Here is a 16,092-nt window from a genome sequence, read left to right as displayed (position 1 = left end):
ATCCCGCCGGGCCGCCCTGGGCCATGGTCAGTCGCCGCAGCAGCCGCCCGCCGGGGCGGCGGCCGGCGCCGCGGGGGCGCCGATGGTCGGCAGGCCGAGCATCACTCCCGCGGGCTTGGCGGCGGGTGCCGCCTGGCGCTTCTCCCAGGCGTCCCCCGCCCGGGTGCGGCGCACCGCGAGCGTCGGGCCCTCGGCGAGCAGGTGGTGCGGGGCGGCGTAGGTGATCTCGACGGTCACCATGTCGCCGGGGCGCACCAGCTCGGCGGGCCGGGTGAAGTGGACCAGCCGGTTGTCGGGCGCGCGGCCGGAGAGCCGGTCGGTCCGGTCGTCCTTCTTGCCCTCGCCCTCGGCGACCAGGATCTCCAGGGTGCGGCCGACCTGCTTCTTGTTCTCCTCCCAGGAGATCTCCTCCTGGAGCGCGATCAGCCGGTCGTAGCGGGCCTGCACGACGGCCTTCGGCACCTGGTCGGCCATCTCGGCGGCCGGGGTGCCGGGGCGCTTGGAGTACTGGAAGGTGAAGGCGTTGGTGAAGCGGGCCTCGCGGACCGTGTGCAGGGTCTGCTCGAAGTCCTCCTCGGTCTCGCCGGGGAAGCCCACGATGATGTCGGTGGAGATGGCCGCGTCCGGCATCGCCTCGCGCACCTTCCGGATGATGCCGAGGAAGCGCTCCTGCCGGTAGGAGCGGCGCATCGCCTTGAGCACGGTGTCCGAGCCGGACTGCAGCGGCATGTGCAGCTGGTGCATCACGTTCGGGGTCTCGGCCATCGCGGCGATCACGTCGTCGGTGAAGTCGCGCGGGTGCGGCGAGGTGAAGCGGATCCGCTCCAGGCCCTCGATCTGCCCGGCGGCGCGCAGCAGCTTGGAGAAGGCCTCGCGGTCGCCCAGGTCGGAGCCGTAGGCGTTGACGTTCTGGCCGAGCAGGGTCACCTCGATGACGCCCTCGCCGACCAGCGCCTCGATCTCGGCGAGGACGTCGCCGGGGCGGCGGTCCTCCTCCTTGCCGCGCAGCGCGGGCACGATGCAGAAGGTGCAGGTGTTGTTGCAGCCGACCGAGATGGCGACCCACGCGGCGTACGCGGACTCGCGGCGGGTGGGCAGGGTGGAGGGGAAGGTCTCCAGCGACTCCAGGATCTCGACCTGGGCCTTCCGTTCGATCGCGGCCCGCTCCAGCAGCGCGGGCAGGTGCCCGATGTTGTGGGTGCCGAACACCACGTCCACCCAGGGGGCCTTGCGGACGATGGTGTCGCGGTCCTTCTGTGCCAGGCAGCCGCCGACGGCGATCTGCATGCCCTTGTGGCGGCTCTTGACCGGCGCCAGCTGCCCGAGGTTGCCGTACAGCTTGTTGTCGGCGTTCTCGCGCACCGCGCAGGTGTTGAACACGACCAGGTCGGGGTCGCCGTCCTGCCCGGCCTTCACGTACCCGGCGTCCTCCAGCAGCCCGGACAGGCGCTCGGAGTCGTGGACGTTCATCTGGCAGCCGTACGTGACGACCTTGTAGCTCTTCAATCCGCTCTCACCGCTCACCAGACCAGGGTACGGGCAGCCGCGAAACGCTTTCCCCGCCGGTCGCCCCTCCCGTTCGCCCCGGCGGACTGGCACTATCCCTGCATGGCCCCCAGCTCTCCGCACCGACTCGGCACCGCCGTCCGCGCGGCGGCGCACAGCCCGCTCTGGCGGACCGTGCTGGTCCTGGTGCTGGTGGCCGCGGGGCTCGGCGGCTGGTGGCTCTCGACCGGCCGCTCGCCCTCCTATCCGCGCGGCGAGACGGGCTTCGCCACCGGGGTGCAGCGCGGCGTGTACGACCGGTACGGGCAGCTGTTGCAGACGCACATCGCCAAGGCGATGCCGGGGGTACGGCTGCGGCTGGACAACTCGCAGGGCTCGCTCGACAACCTCGCCCGGGTGACCGGTGGCCAGGACGACTTCGCCATCGCCACCGCCGACGCCGTCGCCCAGTACTCCGGCCCCGGCAAGGAGCGGCTGCGGGCCATCGCCCGGCTCTACGACGACTATTTCCAGTTGATCGTGCCGGCCTCCTCGCCGGTGCACCGGGCCGCCGACCTGAAGGGCCTGCGGGTCGGCGTCGGCCAGTCGCTGTCCGGGGTGAACCTGGTGACCAGGCGGCTGCTCTCCTCGGCCGGGCTCGACCCGGACCACGACATCAAGCCCGCCATGCTGGGCATCGGCGACGCGGTCGACGAGCTGCGGGCGGGCCGGCTGGACGCCTTCTTCTGGTCCGGCGGCCTGCCGACCAGCGCGCTCACCGATCTCTCGGAGCACACACCGATCAGGATCGTGCCGCTCGGCGACCTCGCCGAGGCCGTCCACCAGGTCCCGGGCGGCGGCACCGACGCCTACCGGGCCGCCACCATCCCCAAGGGCACCTACCCCGGCGCCGAACCGGCGGACGCCGTCGCCACCGTGGCCGTGCCCAACCTGCTGATCACCCGGGACGATGTGGACACCGATCTGGTCCAGGGCATGACCAGGGCGGTGATAGACAGCCGGGACCAGATCGGCGCCAAGGTCCACGCCGCCCAGCTGGTCGATCTGCGCACCGCCGTCTACACCGACCCGCTCCCGCTGCACGAGGGCGCGATGCGCTACTACCGCTCGGTGAAGCCCTGAAGCCCTGAGGCCCGGGAAACCGCGGGACAGGGGTGCTACGCCCGGCCCTTCTCCGGCCGCGGCACCGCCAGGGTCACCGCGAGGCCGGTCGGCTTCACCGGGGCGAAGGTGAGCGAGCCGCCGCCGGCCTGCAGCAGGGTGCGGGCGATGGAGAGGCCGAGGCCGGAGCCGTCCACGTTCTGATGGCGCGCACTGCGCCAGAACCGGTCGCCGGCCCGGGACAGCTCCTCCTCGGTGAGGCCGGGCCCGTTGTCCGAGACGGTCACCGCGATCTCCTTGCGCTGCACCGCGACCAGCAGCCGCACCCGGCTGCCGGCCGGCCCGAACTTCAGCGCGTTGTCCAGCACCGCGTCCAGCGCGCTGCCGAAGCCGATCGGGTCGGCCATGCCGAGTGCCAGCGCCGGCCCCTCCCGGCCGAGTTCGATCCCGCGCCGCACCGCCACCGGCCGCCAGGCGTCCACCCGGGCCAGGGTGAGCGCGGCCAGATCGGTCGGCTCGGGCTCGGGGCGGGCGTGCTCGGCGGTGGCCAGCCCGAGCAGGTCGTCCAGCACCCGGGCGAGCCGGGTGCCCTCCTCCCGGACCCCGCCGAGCTCCTCCTCGTGTCCCTCGGGCAGCTCCATGCCCAGCAGCTCGACCCGCAGCATCAGCGCCGCCAACGGGTTGCGCAGCTGGTGCGAGGCGTCCGCGACGAAGGCCTTCTGCTGGTCCAGGGCGAGCACCACATGGTCGGCCATCTCGTTGAACGACCGGGCGAGACGCTGGAGCTCGGGCGGTCCGCCGCCGGGTGCCACCCGGGCGGCCATCCGGCCGGTGGCGATGGAGTGGGTGGCCCGGTCGAGGGTGCGGACGGGGCGCAGCACCCACTCGGTGAGGCGTACGGCCAGCAGCACCGCGACGATCATCGCGGCCGCCTCGCCGGCCCCGATCACCAGCCAGCTGTGCAGCACCCGGGCGCGCATCGGGCCGGTCGGGGACTCGCTGAGCACCACCGCCACCACGTCGCCGTCCCGGACCACCGGGGCGGCGATGGTCAGCGTCCCGTCGGTGGTCCACGGCCAGACCTGCCGCGGGTTGTGGCTGCGCCGCCCGTCCAGCGCCTCCTGGAAGGCCTGCTCGCCCCAGCCGCCGGCGGGCACCCGCCAGTCCGCCGGGGCGGCGGCGATGGGGACGCCGTCACGCTGGAAGATGCCCAGCCTCACCCCGTACAGCTCGTGGTAGCGGGCCACCTCGGCGTCCAGCGCGTGCCGCCGGCCGAGCTCGCCCGGCGCCGGCCCGGGCTCGCCCTTGACGGCCGTCTCCGGGGCCGAGGGGCCCGCGGTGGGCAGGTCCTGGGCGAACCGGGCGGCGTCGTCGATCCGGTCGACCAGCACCCGGCTCTGCTCGGCGGCGGCGAACGCCGCGGCCAGCGGCAGCCCGAGGGCGGCCAGCACGCAGAGCATCAGCGCGAGCAGGATGCCGAGCAGGCGGTTGCGCACGTGCGGTCAGCGCTCCGCGCGGGCCGGGGGCGGCTGCCCGGCGGAGGCCGGGGACTCGGCGATCAGCCGGTAGCCGACGCCCCGGACGGCCTCGACCAGGCCGGGCAGGGCGAGCTTGGTGCGCAGCGAGCCGATGTGCACCTCCAGGGTGCGGCCGTTGCCCTCCCAGCCGCTGCGCCAGACCTCGCTGAAGATCTGCTCGCGCCGGTAGACCACGCCGGGGCTCTGGGCGAGCAGCGCCAGCAGGTCGAACTCCTTGCGGGTGAGCGGCACGTCGCGGCCGTCCACGCTGACCCGGCGGCGCTCGCGGTCGATCCGGATGCCGCGGGACTCCAGCGGCCCGCGCTGCTGCGGCACCGTGTCGGGCGCGGGGGCCGCGGCGGCGGTGGGCGCGGCGCCGCGCCGGGCCACGGCGTGGATGCGGGCGAGCAGTTCGCCCATGTCGTACGGCTTGGTGACGTAGTCGTCGGCGCCGAGGTTGAGCCCGTGGATCCGGGAGCGGATGTCGGCTCGCGCGGTCACCATGATCACCGGCACGCCGCTGCCGGCCCGGATCCGGCTGCACACCTCGAAGCCGTCGCGGTCGGGCAGCCCGAGGTCGAGCAGGACCACCCGGTACGGGTCGTGGCCGTCCGGCACCAGCGCGTCGAGCGCCTCGTGCCCGCTGCGGGCGTGCCTGACCTGGAAGCCGTGCCGGCCCAGGACCGCGACCAGCGCGGCGGCCACGCGTTCGTCGTCCTCTACGAGCAGCAGTCGCATCGTTCCTCCTTCCTCCGACGTTTCCAGGGGTGTCGTGCGGTGTTCCCAGGGGTGTCGTGCGGTGTTCACGGGCCCCACCGGGCAGGTCCCGGTTCTGCGCAGTATGGGCCAGCGGGCCGTCCGGCGCCAGGCTCGGCCACGGTCCGGAACCGCGCGGGACGGCGCGCGGCGGGGCGGGTGCCCGCTGTCACCGTGCCCGTACCGGACGCGCGTGAACAGTGCCCGCCCGGCGTGTGGCCGGATCGTGATCCTCAAGTTCCGCTCAGATCGGCTGACGTGACATCGTCAGGGCTCCTATGGTCACCCCACCGGGGGCCGCGGCTCCGCCGGCTGCGGCCCCCGGATTTCGTACCACCACTGCCGCCCAAGGGAGTTCAGCTCTCCGGGCCGACACGAGGGAGCAGGCGCGATGACCGAGGGCCCCACCGAGGACGCCAGCGCCACGCCCGCTCCGCTGGTGGTGCTGAGCGGGGTGAACAAGCACTTCGGCGCCCTGCACGTGCTCCAGGACATCGACCTGGAGATCACCGAGGGCGAGGTGGTGGTCCTGATCGGACCCTCCGGCTCGGGCAAGTCGACCCTCTGCCGGACGATCAACCGGCTGGAGACGATCGACTCCGGCACGATCACCATCGACGGCCGCCCGCTGCCCGCCGAGGGCCGGGAGCTGGCCAGGCTCCGGGCCGAGGTCGGCATGGTCTTCCAGAGCTTCAACCTGTTCGCGCACAAGACCGTGCTGGAGAACGTGGTGCTCGGCCAGGTCAAGGTCCGCGGGATCGCCCGCGAACAGGCGGTGCGGACCGCCCGGGACCTGCTGGAGCGGGTCGGCGTCGGCGCGCAGGCGGACAAGTACCCGGCCCAGCTCTCCGGCGGCCAGCAGCAACGCGTGGCGATCGCCCGGGCGCTGGCGATGAACCCCAAGGTGATGCTCTTCGACGAGCCCACCTCGGCACTCGACCCGGAGATGATCAACGAGGTGCTGGAGGTCATGCGCCAACTGGCCGCGGACGGCATGACGATGGTCGTCGTCACCCACGAGATGGGCTTCGCCCGGTCCGCCGCCAACCGCGTGCTCTTCATGGCGGACGGCCGGATCGTCGAGCAGAACACCCCCGAGGCCTTCTTCACCGCACCCCGCAGCGAACGCGCCAAGGACTTCCTCTCGAAGATCCTGCACCACTGACCGTTCCGATGACCGCTCCGAGTTGACGCGCGGTCAGCGGCGGCAAGCGCGCCGCCCGCCCGCGCCGTCGCATGCACCGTCCAGACGCCAGCGCCCGGTAGAACCGTGGCCCAGCCCGAGGAGATCCACCCTCATGAGGACTCGTCGCACCTTCGCCGTCGCGCTCTGTGCCATCGCGCTCACCGCCACCGCCTGCGGCAAGGACGGCTCGCCCGGCGACGCCGCCGCGACCGCGAGCAACGCCCCGAAGCTGCCCACCTACACCGTCAAGACCGACGCCAAGCTGGACGGCTCGCCGGTCTTCGCCGAGGCCAAGAAGCGCGGCCAGCTGATCATCGGCGCCAAGTCCGACCAGCCGTTCCTCGGCTTCGAGGACATCGCCAGCGGTGACCGCAGCGGCTTCGACATCGAGATCGCCAAGATGGTCGCCGCCGACCTCGGCTTCACCCCGCAGCAGATCAAGTGGCAGACGCTGGTCTCCTCGCAGCGCGAGCCGGCCATCGCCAAGAACCAGATCGACTTCTACGTCGGCACCTACAGCATCAACGACGAGCGCAAGAAGCTGGTCTCCTTCGCCGGCCCGTACTACATCGCCGGGCAGGACCTGCTGGTGAAGGCGGACAACACCGCCATCACCGGCCCGGACTCGGTCAACGGCAAGAACGTCTGCACGGCCACCGGCTCCACCTCGATCAAGAACATCCAGCCGTACAACGCGAAGATCACCCAGTTCGACACCTACTCCGCCTGCGTGGAGAAGCTGCTGTCCGGCGAGGTCGACGCCGTCACCACCGACGACGCCATCCTCAAGGGCTACGCCTCCAAGTACGCGCCCAAGCTCAAGGTGGTCGGCCAGCCGTTCACCAAGGAGAACTACGGCGTCGGCCTGAACAAGGACGACGCGGTGCTGCGCGCGGCCATCAGCGACGCCCTCAAGGCCCACCAGGACAACGGCGACTGGAAGAAGGCGTACGACGCCACCCTCGGCCTCTCCGGCTCGGCCGCCCCGCAGCCGCCGGCCCTGGAGCGGTACTGATCCCTCCGTCGCTTCCGACCGTTCCTGACCGCTCCTGAGAGGAGGGCCGCCACATGGGCATACTGTTCGAGGACGACAACTTCGCGCTGTTCCGCGACGGTTTCCTGCAGACGATCGAGCTGAGCGCGCTCAGCGCCCTGCTCGCCCTGCTGCTGGGCACCCTGCTGGCGGCCTTCCGGGTCTCCCCCGTCCCGGCGCTGCGCGGCTTCGGCACCGCCTGGGTGACGTTCTTCCGCAACACCCCGCTGACCCTGCTGTTCTTCGCCGTCGAGTTCGGGCTTCCACCGCTCGGCGTGCACTTCAGCCACCTCACCTTCGCGGTGCTGGCACTGGGCGGCTACACCGCGTCCTTCGTCTGCGAGGTGCTGCGCTCGGGCATCAACACCGTGCCGCTCGGCCAGGCGGAGGCCGCCCGCAGCCTCGGCATGACCTTCGGCCAGACCCTCACCCTGATCGTCCTGCCGCAGGCCGCCCGGACCGTACTGGCGCCGATGAGCAGCGTCTTCATCGCCCTGCCGAGGAACTCCGCGATCGCCGGCGCGTTCAGCGTGAGCGAGCTGTACAGCGTGCAGCAGACGCTCTCCGAGCGCGGCTACTCGATCTTCGCGATCTTCTTCTGGGTGGCCTGCGCCTATCTGGTGATCAGCGCCACCGTCGCCCTGCTGTTCCGCTTCCTGGAAGACCGACTGGCGGTGGCCCGATGAGCTCCCTCTTCACCCGCTCCGCCACGGCCGGCGTCCTCTACGACGCCCCCGGCCCCCGGGCCCGCGCCCGGTACCGGCTGTTCGGCGCGCTGTCGCTGGCCGGCATCGCCGCCCTGCTCTGGTACGTGATCGCGAGCCTCGCCGGGAACGGCCAGTTCGACTCCCAGCTCTGGGAGGCGTTCGAGTACAGCACCGTCCAGCAGCGGATCGTCGACGGACTGCTGGCCACCCTGGAGGCCTTCGCCCTGGCGGCGGTGCTCTCGCTCGCGCTGGGCGCGCTCCTGGCGGCCGGCCGGCTCTCCGACCACCGGTCGGTGCGCTGGGCGGCCACCACCTTCGTCCAGTTCTTCCGGGCGATGCCGCTGCTGATCCTGATCGTCGCGCTCTACTACGCCTTCTTCGCCAAGGAGCCGATGTGGGCCCTGGTCCTCGGGCTCACCCTCTACAACGGCTCCGTGCAGGCCGAGATCATCCGTACCGGCGTCAACGCCGTCCCGCGCGGCCAGGGCGAGGCCGCGTACGCGCTCGGCCTGCGCAAGACCCAGGTGATGACCACCATCCTGGTGCCGCAGGCGGTGCGCTCGATGCTGCCGTCGATGATCGGGCAGCTGGTCGTCACCCTGAAGGACACCTCGCTCGGCTTCATCATCACCTACCACGAGCTGCTGTTCGTCGGTAAGGCGATCGCCAGTCAGCCGATCAACGCCGCGGGCTTCCCCTACATCCCCGTCGTCCTGGTGATCGGGCCGATCTACATCGCGATGTGCCTGCTGCTCACCGCGCTCGCCCGGTGGATCGAAGCGCGCGGCCGCCGCGGCGCGAACCGGCGCACATCGGCTGCTGCTTGACGGACACGCAGGTGAACTGTTGCATTGCTCTTCGTGACACCATCCGGGACCATCCTCGCTCTGCGCCAGAGGGCGCGCCGACGCGGAAAGCGACGAGCGACAGACGACGCAGGAGCGCCAGAGCGAGGAGTGTGCGTGTCGGGTCCCGAGCGCCCCGCCGGTTCCGGACGCCCGGCCGCGAACGGGCGGGTCACCGCGTATGACGCCGCCCCGCCGGCCCGCCCCCGCCCGGAGGTCCCGGCATGGACCCGGTGATCGTGGTCGGGGCCGGACCGGTCGGTCTGGCCCTGGCCCTCGCGCTCGCCCGGCACGAGGTGCCGACGATAGTCCTGGACGAGGGTTCGGGGCTCTGTCCCGAGGGTCCGCGCAGCGTCGTCCTCGGCGCCGACACCGCCGCCTTCCTGACCCGGATCGGTTACCCGAGGGCCGTCTCCGACGCCGCCCAGTGGGACGCCTTCACCATCTGGCGCCGCCGCCAGGAGGTACTCCGGATCGACCTCGCCGGCACCCCCGTCCTGCACCTGCCGCAGCACCGCCTCCAGCGCGGCCTGCGCGACGCCCTGACCGGCACCCCGCTGGTCCGCCTCGTCCCGCTGAACCGGGTGACCGAACTCGAACAGGACCGCGACGGTGTCAGCGTCCGCACCCGCAACCCGCAGAACGGCACCGAGACCTGGTGGCGCGGCAGCCACCTGGTCGGCTGCGACGGCGCCCGCTCCGCGGTCCGCAAGCTGCTGAGGATCCGCTTCCCCGGACGCCCGGCCGTCGACCGCAACGCCATCGCCACCGTCCGCGTGGACCTCCCCTTCAACGAGGCCCGGCTGCACCGCGAACCCCCGTGGCGCGGCGACCGCGAGGCCTCCGCCCGCCCGCTGCCGGACGGCGTCTGGCGCCTCGACTGGCGGCTGCCCCCCGGCCGGCCCGCCGCCACCGAACCGGTGGACCCGCACGCCACCTGGCCCGGCATCGTCACCGGGGACACCCTGCTCACCCGGGTGACCTCCACCCTCACCGGCTGGTGCGGCGAACTGCCCCGGTACGAGCTGCTCGCCGCCGCCGACCACACCGCCCAGCAGCGCCTCGCCGCCCGCTTCCGCAGCGGCCGCTGTTTCCTCGCCGGCGACGCCGCCCACCTGCACGGCGCCCTCGGCATGCAGAACCTCGCCGACGGGCTGCGCGACGCCGACAACCTCGCCTGGCGGCTCGCCCTCGCCTGGCACCTCCACTCCGGCGGCCCCCAGCCCGGCGGCTCACTGCTCGACGGGTACGAGGCCGAGCGGCGCGGCGCGGTCGGTGCCCGGCTGCGCGCAGTCGACCAGGCCATGCCGATGCTGCGCCCGCTGCGCGGCTGGCAGCAGACCCGGCGGTCGCTGCTCACCGGATCGTTCCGCAAGCACGCGCCGCTGCTCGCCGACGGCCAGCTGGGCACCGGCCGCTTCGGCGGCGCCCCCGCCTACCCGGCGGCCCCCTCCGGTGTCCCCGCCCGGGTGCCGGTGCAGCGCGGCACGCGCGGGACGACCTCACTCAGCGAGCTGCTGCCCACCACCGCGCCCGGCGTGCTCGTCCCTGACCTGCCGGTGCTCTCCACCGACGGCACCCCCGACCAGCTGCACGCCCGGCTCGGCGCGACCTTCCTGCTGCTGCTCGTCGCCCCCGGCACCGCCGTCTGGTCCGCCGAACACTGGCTGGGCGCCGGGCTGATGCCCCGGCTCGCCGAGGTCGCCGCGGCGCTGCCGGTGCCGGCCGAGGTACTGGTCACCGAGGAGTACCCGGGCGCGGGCCCGCACACCGTGCTGCTGATCCGGCCGGACGGCCACCTGGTCGGGATCACCCAGGGCGCGGCGGCCGAGGACCTCCAGGCGCTGGCCGACCGGGCCCGGGGCGGCCCGGCGCCGCTCCCCGGCGCCCCCGACCCGGAGCCGGGCCCGGAGCAGGCCCCTGGGCCCGGGCCTCGGTCCGCCCCGCAGGCTTCGCCCCAGCCCACCCCGCAGCCCACCCCGCACGGTGCCGTCCGGTCCGTCCGGCGCCCGGGCGGACTCGCGTAGCCGGGCCACCTCCGCGGGGCCCGGCGTCCGACCCGACCGGTCCGGCCTCAGCGGGCCACTTCGGTGACCCGGCTCTCCCGGACCACCGTCACCCGGATCTGTCCCGGGTAGGTCAGCTCCTCCGCCACCTGCTTGGCGACCTCGCGGGCGATCACCTGTGCCCCGAGGTCGTCCACCACCTCCGGCCGCACCATCACCCGCACCTCGCGGCCGGCCTGCATCGCGTACACCGCGGCCACCCCCTCGTGTGCCCGGGCGATCTCCTCCAGCCGCTCCAGCCGGCGCACATAGACCTCCGCCGACTCCTTGCGCGCCCCCGGCCGACCGCCCGAACAGGCGTCGGCGGCCTGGGTCAGCACCGCCTCCACCGTCCGCGGCTCCACCTCTCCGTGGTGCGCCGCGATCGCGTGCACCACCTCCGCCGACTCCCCGTGCCGACGGGCGAACTCCGCCCCGACCGCCGCATGGCTGCCCTCGACCTCGTGCGTCAGGGCCTTGCCGATGTCGTGCAGCAGCGCCGAGCGCCGCACCGGCTCCGGGGCCACCCCGAGTTCGGCGGCCATCATCCCGGCCAGGTGCGCGGACTCGACCAGGTGCCCGAGCACGTTCTGGCCGTACGAGGCCCGGTAGCGCAGCGTGCCGAGGGTCCGGACCAGCTCCGGGTGCATGCCGTCGATCCGCACGGCCAGGAGGGCGTCCTCACCGGCCCGCACACAACGCCGCGCCACCTCCTCACGGCTGCGCTCGTGGACGTGCTCGATCCGCAGCGGGTGGATCCGGCCATCCTCGACCAGCTGTTCCAGGGTGAGCCGGGCGGTCTCCCGGCGGACGGGGTCGAAGCAGGAGAGCTGTACCGAGGCCGGGGTGTCATCGACGATCAGATTGACGCCGGTGACGGATTCGAAGGCCCGGATGTTGCGGCCTTCGCGGCCGATGATCCGGCCCTTCATCTCCTCGTTCGGCAGCCGGAACACCGACACCGCCGTCTCGGCGGTCTGCTCGCCGGCCAGCCGCTGGATCGCCCCGGCGACGATCCCCCGGGCCAGTCGCTCGCCCTCCTCCTTGGCCGCGCGCTCGATCTCCCGGACGGTGACGGCCGCCTCCCGCCGCGCCTCGGCCTCGGCCTCCCGGACGAGTTCGGCCCGGGCCTGCTCGGCCGACAGCCCGGCCGCCCGTTCCAGCGCCCTCGCCCGATGTGCCACCAGTTCGATGGCCTCGCTCCGGGCGCGCTCCAAGTCGACGGACCGTTGGGCGAGTTCGCCCTCCTGTACGCGAAGCCGGCCCAGCTCCTCGGTCAACCGCTCTTCCCGGCGGTCGAGTTCGGCCCGCTGCCGGGCGGCCTGTTCCTCGGCCCAGCGCCGGGTCCGCTCCGTCTCGGCGGTGGAGCGCCGCTGTACGGCCTGGAGGCGCCGGACCATCAGCCAGGCCGACACCACGACGACGATCAGGACGCCCGCCAGCAGCAGGGAGGCTACCGATCCGGTGCTCACCGCGATCCTCATCCTGCCCACTCCCCGTCCCTGCGCGGCACGCCGCCCGGAACCGCCCGCGACCGGGCCTCGGACAGGCCTGCCCGAGGTGTGATCGGGGTGCTCCCGCACTGAGTGCGAGGCTAAGCGCGGGTTACGAAACGGTCAATACTGGCCTGGGAGTTGGCCAACTCCGGCACAACGGCGTGATCACTCCCACTCCTCGCCTGACGGACCGTCCATGCAGCCCTCGCCGGACTCCTCCTCGTCCAGCACCTCCCGGACCACCCGGTAGGCAAGCCCCTCGGAGTAGCCGCGCCGGGCCAGCATGCCGACCAGTCGGCGCATCCGGGCCTGCCGCTCCAGGCCTCTGGTCACCCGCAGTCTGCGTTCGACCAGGGCCCGGGCCGCGTCCTCCTCGTCGTCCTGGTCGAGCTGCGCGACGGCCTGCTCGACCAGGTCGCCGGCCACCCCCTTGGTCCGCAGCTCCTGGGCCAGCGCGCGCCGGGAGAGACCGCGGACGGCGTGCCGGGACTCCACCCAGGCCTGGGCGAAGACCGCGTCGTCGATCAGCCCGACCTCTTCCAGCCGGGTCAGCACCCCGTCGGCGACCTCGTCCGGGATCTCCCGCTTGCGCAGGGCGTCGGCGAGCTGCTTGCGGGTCTTGGCCGCACCGGTGAGCAGCCGCAGGCAGATGTCCCGGGCCCGGGCCTCGGGGTCGGCCGTCTCCTCCGCCCCGGACCTCCCGGGCTGTCCGGACCGCTTGGCCGGCTTCGTCCGCCGGGCCGCCCCGGGCTCCGGGGCGTCATCGCGGCCGTCACGATCGTCGAGACCGGTACGTTCGTCGCGGCCGTCGCGCTCATCGCGTTCCGCCCGGGTGCGGGCCCGACGCGCGCGCGGCCCGGTGTCAGAGGAGGAGGCGGCCGCACCCCCGTGACCGGCCGCCTCTCCCCCGGCCCGGCGACCGGGGGCTGCCTCCTCCTCCAGCGCCGAACGGCGTCGGCGCCGGCCCGTGGGCAGGTCCGACGCGGACACCAGCCCGAGCCCGCCCCCCACGGCGTCCATCGGCCCAGGGCCCGTCTCCGGGCCACGTGCCGCCTGGCCCGGCGCCCGGCCGGCCCGCCGCGACGGCGCCCGCCGGGAGGCCCGCTCCGGCTCCGGTTCCCCCCCTGGGTCCGGCTCCGGCTCGGCCACCGCGGCGAACCAGTCCGGCGGCCCGTAGTCGTCGTCCGGGCCCGCCGGGCCGTCGCCCGTCACCGTGTTGTGCTGTGTCAACGGTTCAGGCCTTGGCGGCCGCCGCCGTCTTCTTCGCCGCGGCCGTCTTGGTGACGGTCGCGGTGATCGGCTTGGCCCCGCTCTCGGCGGCGGCCGGCGCCTCGCCCTCGGCCGGCTCCTCCGTCTTCGGGCCGATACCGAGCTTGCTCTTGATCTTCTTCTCGATCTCGTCGGCGAGCTGGGGGTTGTCCCGCAGGAAGTTACGGGCGTTCTCCTTGCCCTGGCCGAGCTGGTCGCCCTCGTAGGTGTACCAGGCACCCGACTTGCGGATGAAGCCGTGCTCGACGCCCATGTCGATCAGACCGCCCTCGCGGCTGATGCCCACGCCGTAGAGGATGTCGAACTCGGCCTGCTTGAACGGCGCGGCGACCTTGTTCTTGACGACCTTGACGCGCGTGCGGTTACCGACCGCCTCGGTGCCGTCCTTGAGGGTCTCGATCCGGCGGATGTCCAGGCGGACGGAGGCGTAGAACTTCAGCGCCCGGCCACCGGTCGTGGTCTCCGGCGAGCCGAACATGACGCCGATCTTCTCGCGGAGCTGGTTGATGAACACCGCGGTGGTGTTCGACTGGTTCAGCGCACCGGCGATCTTGCGCAGCGCCTGGCTCATCAGTCGGGCCTGCAGACCGACGTGCGAGTCACCCATCTCGCCCTCGATCTCCGCACGCGGGACGAGCGCCGCGACGGAGTCGATGATCACCAGGTCGATCGCGCCGGAGCGGATCAGCATGTCGGTGATCTCCAGTGCCTGCTCACCCGTGTCCGGCTGGCTGACCAGCAGGGCGTCGGTGTCCACACCGAGCTTCTTCGCGTACTCCGGATCGAGCGCGTGCTCCGCGTCCACGAACGCGACCGTGCCGCCGGCCCGCTGGGCGTTGGCCGCCAGGTGCAGGGTCAGCGTGGTCTTGCCGGAGGACTCGGGGCCGTAGATCTCGACCACCCGGCCGCGCGGGATGCCGCCGACCCCGAGGGCGACGTCCAGGGCGGTGGACCCGGTGGGGATCACGTCGATCGGCTCGTTGGCCTTCTCGCCCAGGCGCATCACCGAGCCCTTGCCGAACTGCCGCTCGATCTGGGCGAGCGCGGTCTCAAGAGCCTTCTCGCGGTCCGTACCTGCCATGGCTTCCACCCTCGGGTTCTGTGCTGTGCGCTTCATCGTTCTCGACGCTAGCGCGTCCCACCGACAATCGGCCCAGACCGGGCTCCGCCTGTGGAAAACTCTTCGCCGGAGAGTACAAAGAACATCTGTTCGATTCAAGCGGGATTCGTTCGCACAAGCCGCCCGGCCGCCCCCCGCTACCCCTCCTCGCCTTCGTCGCCCCGCCCCCGACCTGCGGTTCCGTTCTGCTGCTCGCCCGCCCCGACCATCCGCCGCAACCGGCTCGCCGCCTTCCGGCGCAGCTCCCGCCGGGCGCGTCGCTGCTCCCCCCGGTCGATCCGCGGGTCGGTGGCGACCTCGTACCGGCGCACATAGGTGCCGACGAAGCCCTGCAGGGTGGCCGCCGCCGGAATGGCGATCAGCGCGCCGACGGCACCGAGCAGCGCCGCGCCCGCGATCACCGCGCCGAACGCCACGGCCGGGTGCACGTCCACCGTCTTCGCGGTGATCCTCGGGTGCAGCAGGTAGTTCTCGATCTGCTGGTAGACCACCACGAACGCCAGCACCCAGAGCGCGTCCACCGGCTCCACGGTGAGCGCGACCAGCACCGGCAGCGCACCGGCCAGATAGGTGCCGATGGTGGGCACGAACTGGGACATGACGCCGACCCAGATCGCCAGCGCGACCGAGTACGGCAGGTCCAGCAGCGCGAACATCACCCAGTGCGCCAGCGCCGACGCGACCGCGAGCAGCGCGCGCGAGTACAGGTAGCCGCCGGTCTTGGCCAGCGCGATCTCCCAGGCCCGCAGCACCTCGCCCTGCTTGGCGGGCGGCAGCATCGAGCAGACCGTCCGGCGCACCCTGGGGCCCTCGGCGGTGAAGTAGAAGGTGAAGAGGCCGACCGTGAAGGCCTGGAACAGCCCGCCGATCAGGGTGGAGGAGACGCCCCAGACGTTGTCGGCGGCCTGCTGGGCGTAGCTCTCGATGGCGCCGGAGTCCTTGAGCAGCTTCTTCTGCAGCTCGTCCAGCGACAGGTCCTGATGGAAGGTCTTGTTGATCCAGTTGATCAGATTGTCGAGCAGATGCGGCAGGTCCCCGGCGATCTTCGCCACCTGATCGACCAGCAGGGTCCCGAGCGCGGTCAGGAATCCGGCCACGGCGACCACGACCGCGACGAAGACCAGGAAGGTGCCGATGCCGCGCCGCACACCCCGGGCCGCCATCCGGTCCACGGCCGGCTCCAGCGCCAGCGAGAGGAAGAAGGAGACCAGCAGCATCACGAAGAGGTCGATCAGCTGGTGGAAGGCCCAGTCGGCGAGCTGGAACAGCCCGACCAGGACCAGCGCCAGCACCATCGCCCGGGGCAGCCAGCGCGGCATCCCGGTGCCCCAGAGCCCGCCGCCCGCGTCCGGGGACAGCGGCGGCGCGGGCTGCAACGGCTCGGGCTGCGGCGGTGCGGGCTGCGGGCCCGGGGCCTCGTCGACGACCTGCGTCAACCTGTCCGAATTCTGCTGTTCTGCACTGCTTGTCACTCGGACAGTCTGGCCCATCGCCGTCGCCCGCCCGAGCAC

The 16,092-nt window shown here is 72.8% G+C and carries 13 protein-coding genes; 6 read left to right on the top strand and 7 right to left on the bottom strand.

Annotation, left to right across the window (positions count from 1 at the left end):
* Positions 1–27: 27 nt before the first annotated feature.
* Entirely contained in the window at positions 28–1,524 is a 1,497-nt protein-coding gene (miaB, locus tag ACIQIB_RS27625) for a tRNA (N6-isopentenyl adenosine(37)-C2)-methylthiotransferase MiaB (RefSeq protein ID WP_400761293.1), read from the bottom strand.
* 84 nt (positions 1,525–1,608) lie between these two features.
* Here miaB and ACIQIB_RS27620 point away from each other — a divergent pair, with 84 nt between their 5' ends.
* The gene (locus ACIQIB_RS27620) at positions 1,609–2,628 is read left to right on the top strand and encodes a TAXI family TRAP transporter solute-binding subunit (protein ID WP_363609582.1); all 1,020 of its coding nucleotides are present in this window, start codon (positions 1,609–1,611) and stop codon (positions 2,626–2,628) included.
* A 35-nt stretch (positions 2,629–2,663) separates the two neighbouring features.
* Here ACIQIB_RS27620 and ACIQIB_RS27615 read toward each other — a convergent pair whose 3' ends face one another.
* Together ACIQIB_RS27615 and ACIQIB_RS27610 are read right to left on the bottom strand one after the other, a co-directional pair.
* Positions 2,664–4,103 (bottom strand): sensor histidine kinase, encoded by a 1,440-nt coding sequence (locus ACIQIB_RS27615; protein WP_400761291.1) that lies wholly within the window; start codon positions 4,101–4,103, stop codon positions 2,664–2,666.
* Between the two features lie 6 nt (positions 4,104–4,109).
* Complete coding sequence (locus ACIQIB_RS27610; protein ID WP_363609586.1) at positions 4,110–4,862, bottom strand: response regulator transcription factor; 753 nt, start codon at positions 4,860–4,862, stop codon at positions 4,110–4,112.
* Between the two features lie 409 nt (positions 4,863–5,271).
* Between ACIQIB_RS27610 and ACIQIB_RS27605 the strand changes: the two genes are divergently transcribed.
* The 5 genes from ACIQIB_RS27605 to ACIQIB_RS27585 all read left to right on the top strand — a co-directional run bounded on the left by ACIQIB_RS27605 (position 5,272) and on the right by ACIQIB_RS27585 (position 10,678).
* Positions 5,272–6,045 (top strand): amino acid ABC transporter ATP-binding protein, encoded by a 774-nt coding sequence (locus ACIQIB_RS27605; RefSeq protein WP_363609588.1) that lies wholly within the window; start codon positions 5,272–5,274, stop codon positions 6,043–6,045.
* Between the two features lie 133 nt (positions 6,046–6,178).
* Positions 6,179–7,081: a glutamate ABC transporter substrate-binding protein gene (locus ACIQIB_RS27600; protein WP_363609590.1), complete on the top strand. Its 903-nt coding sequence runs from the start codon at positions 6,179–6,181 to the stop codon at positions 7,079–7,081.
* 53 nt (positions 7,082–7,134) lie between these two features.
* Positions 7,135–7,785, top strand: a complete 651-nt coding sequence (locus ACIQIB_RS27595) for an amino acid ABC transporter permease (protein ID WP_400761288.1) — start codon at positions 7,135–7,137, stop codon at positions 7,783–7,785.
* On the top strand, positions 7,782–8,633 hold the full coding sequence (locus ACIQIB_RS27590; protein WP_400761285.1) for an amino acid ABC transporter permease: 852 nt from the start codon (positions 7,782–7,784) through the stop codon (positions 8,631–8,633). The genes ACIQIB_RS27595 and ACIQIB_RS27590 overlap by 4 nt, the downstream gene beginning before the upstream one ends.
* Before the next feature lie 242 nt (positions 8,634–8,875).
* A complete protein-coding gene (locus ACIQIB_RS27585; RefSeq protein ID WP_363609596.1) occupies positions 8,876–10,678 on the top strand; it encodes an FAD-dependent monooxygenase in 1,803 nt (600 codons plus the stop codon).
* Between the two features lie 47 nt (positions 10,679–10,725).
* On the opposite strand, the gene rny is transcribed toward ACIQIB_RS27585, so the two are convergent.
* The 4 genes from rny to ACIQIB_RS27565 form a co-directional block, all read right to left on the bottom strand.
* Positions 10,726–12,180, bottom strand: a complete 1,455-nt coding sequence (gene rny, locus ACIQIB_RS27580) for a ribonuclease Y (protein ID WP_400761282.1) — start codon at positions 12,178–12,180, stop codon at positions 10,726–10,728.
* A gap of 177 nt (positions 12,181–12,357) precedes the next feature.
* Positions 12,358–13,422 (bottom strand): recombination regulator RecX, encoded by a 1,065-nt coding sequence (gene recX, locus ACIQIB_RS27575; RefSeq protein WP_400761280.1) that lies wholly within the window; start codon positions 13,420–13,422, stop codon positions 12,358–12,360.
* A 4-nt stretch (positions 13,423–13,426) separates the two neighbouring features.
* Positions 13,427–14,542: a recombinase RecA gene (gene recA / locus ACIQIB_RS27570; RefSeq protein ID WP_363609600.1), complete on the bottom strand. Its 1,116-nt coding sequence runs from the start codon at positions 14,540–14,542 to the stop codon at positions 13,427–13,429.
* A 176-nt stretch (positions 14,543–14,718) separates the two neighbouring features.
* Positions 14,719–16,053 carry an AI-2E family transporter gene (locus ACIQIB_RS27565; RefSeq protein ID WP_400657418.1) on the bottom strand — a complete coding sequence of 445 codons (1,335 nt, stop codon included), beginning with the start codon at positions 16,051–16,053 and terminating at the stop codon, positions 14,719–14,721.
* Positions 16,054–16,092 lie beyond the last annotated feature (39 nt).

Origin of the sequence: Kitasatospora sp. NPDC092286, assembly GCF_044755565.1 — a bacterium.
GTDB lineage: Bacteria > Actinomycetota > Actinomycetes > Streptomycetales > Streptomycetaceae > Kitasatospora.
This window is presented reverse-complemented; position numbering and strand designations above follow the sequence as displayed.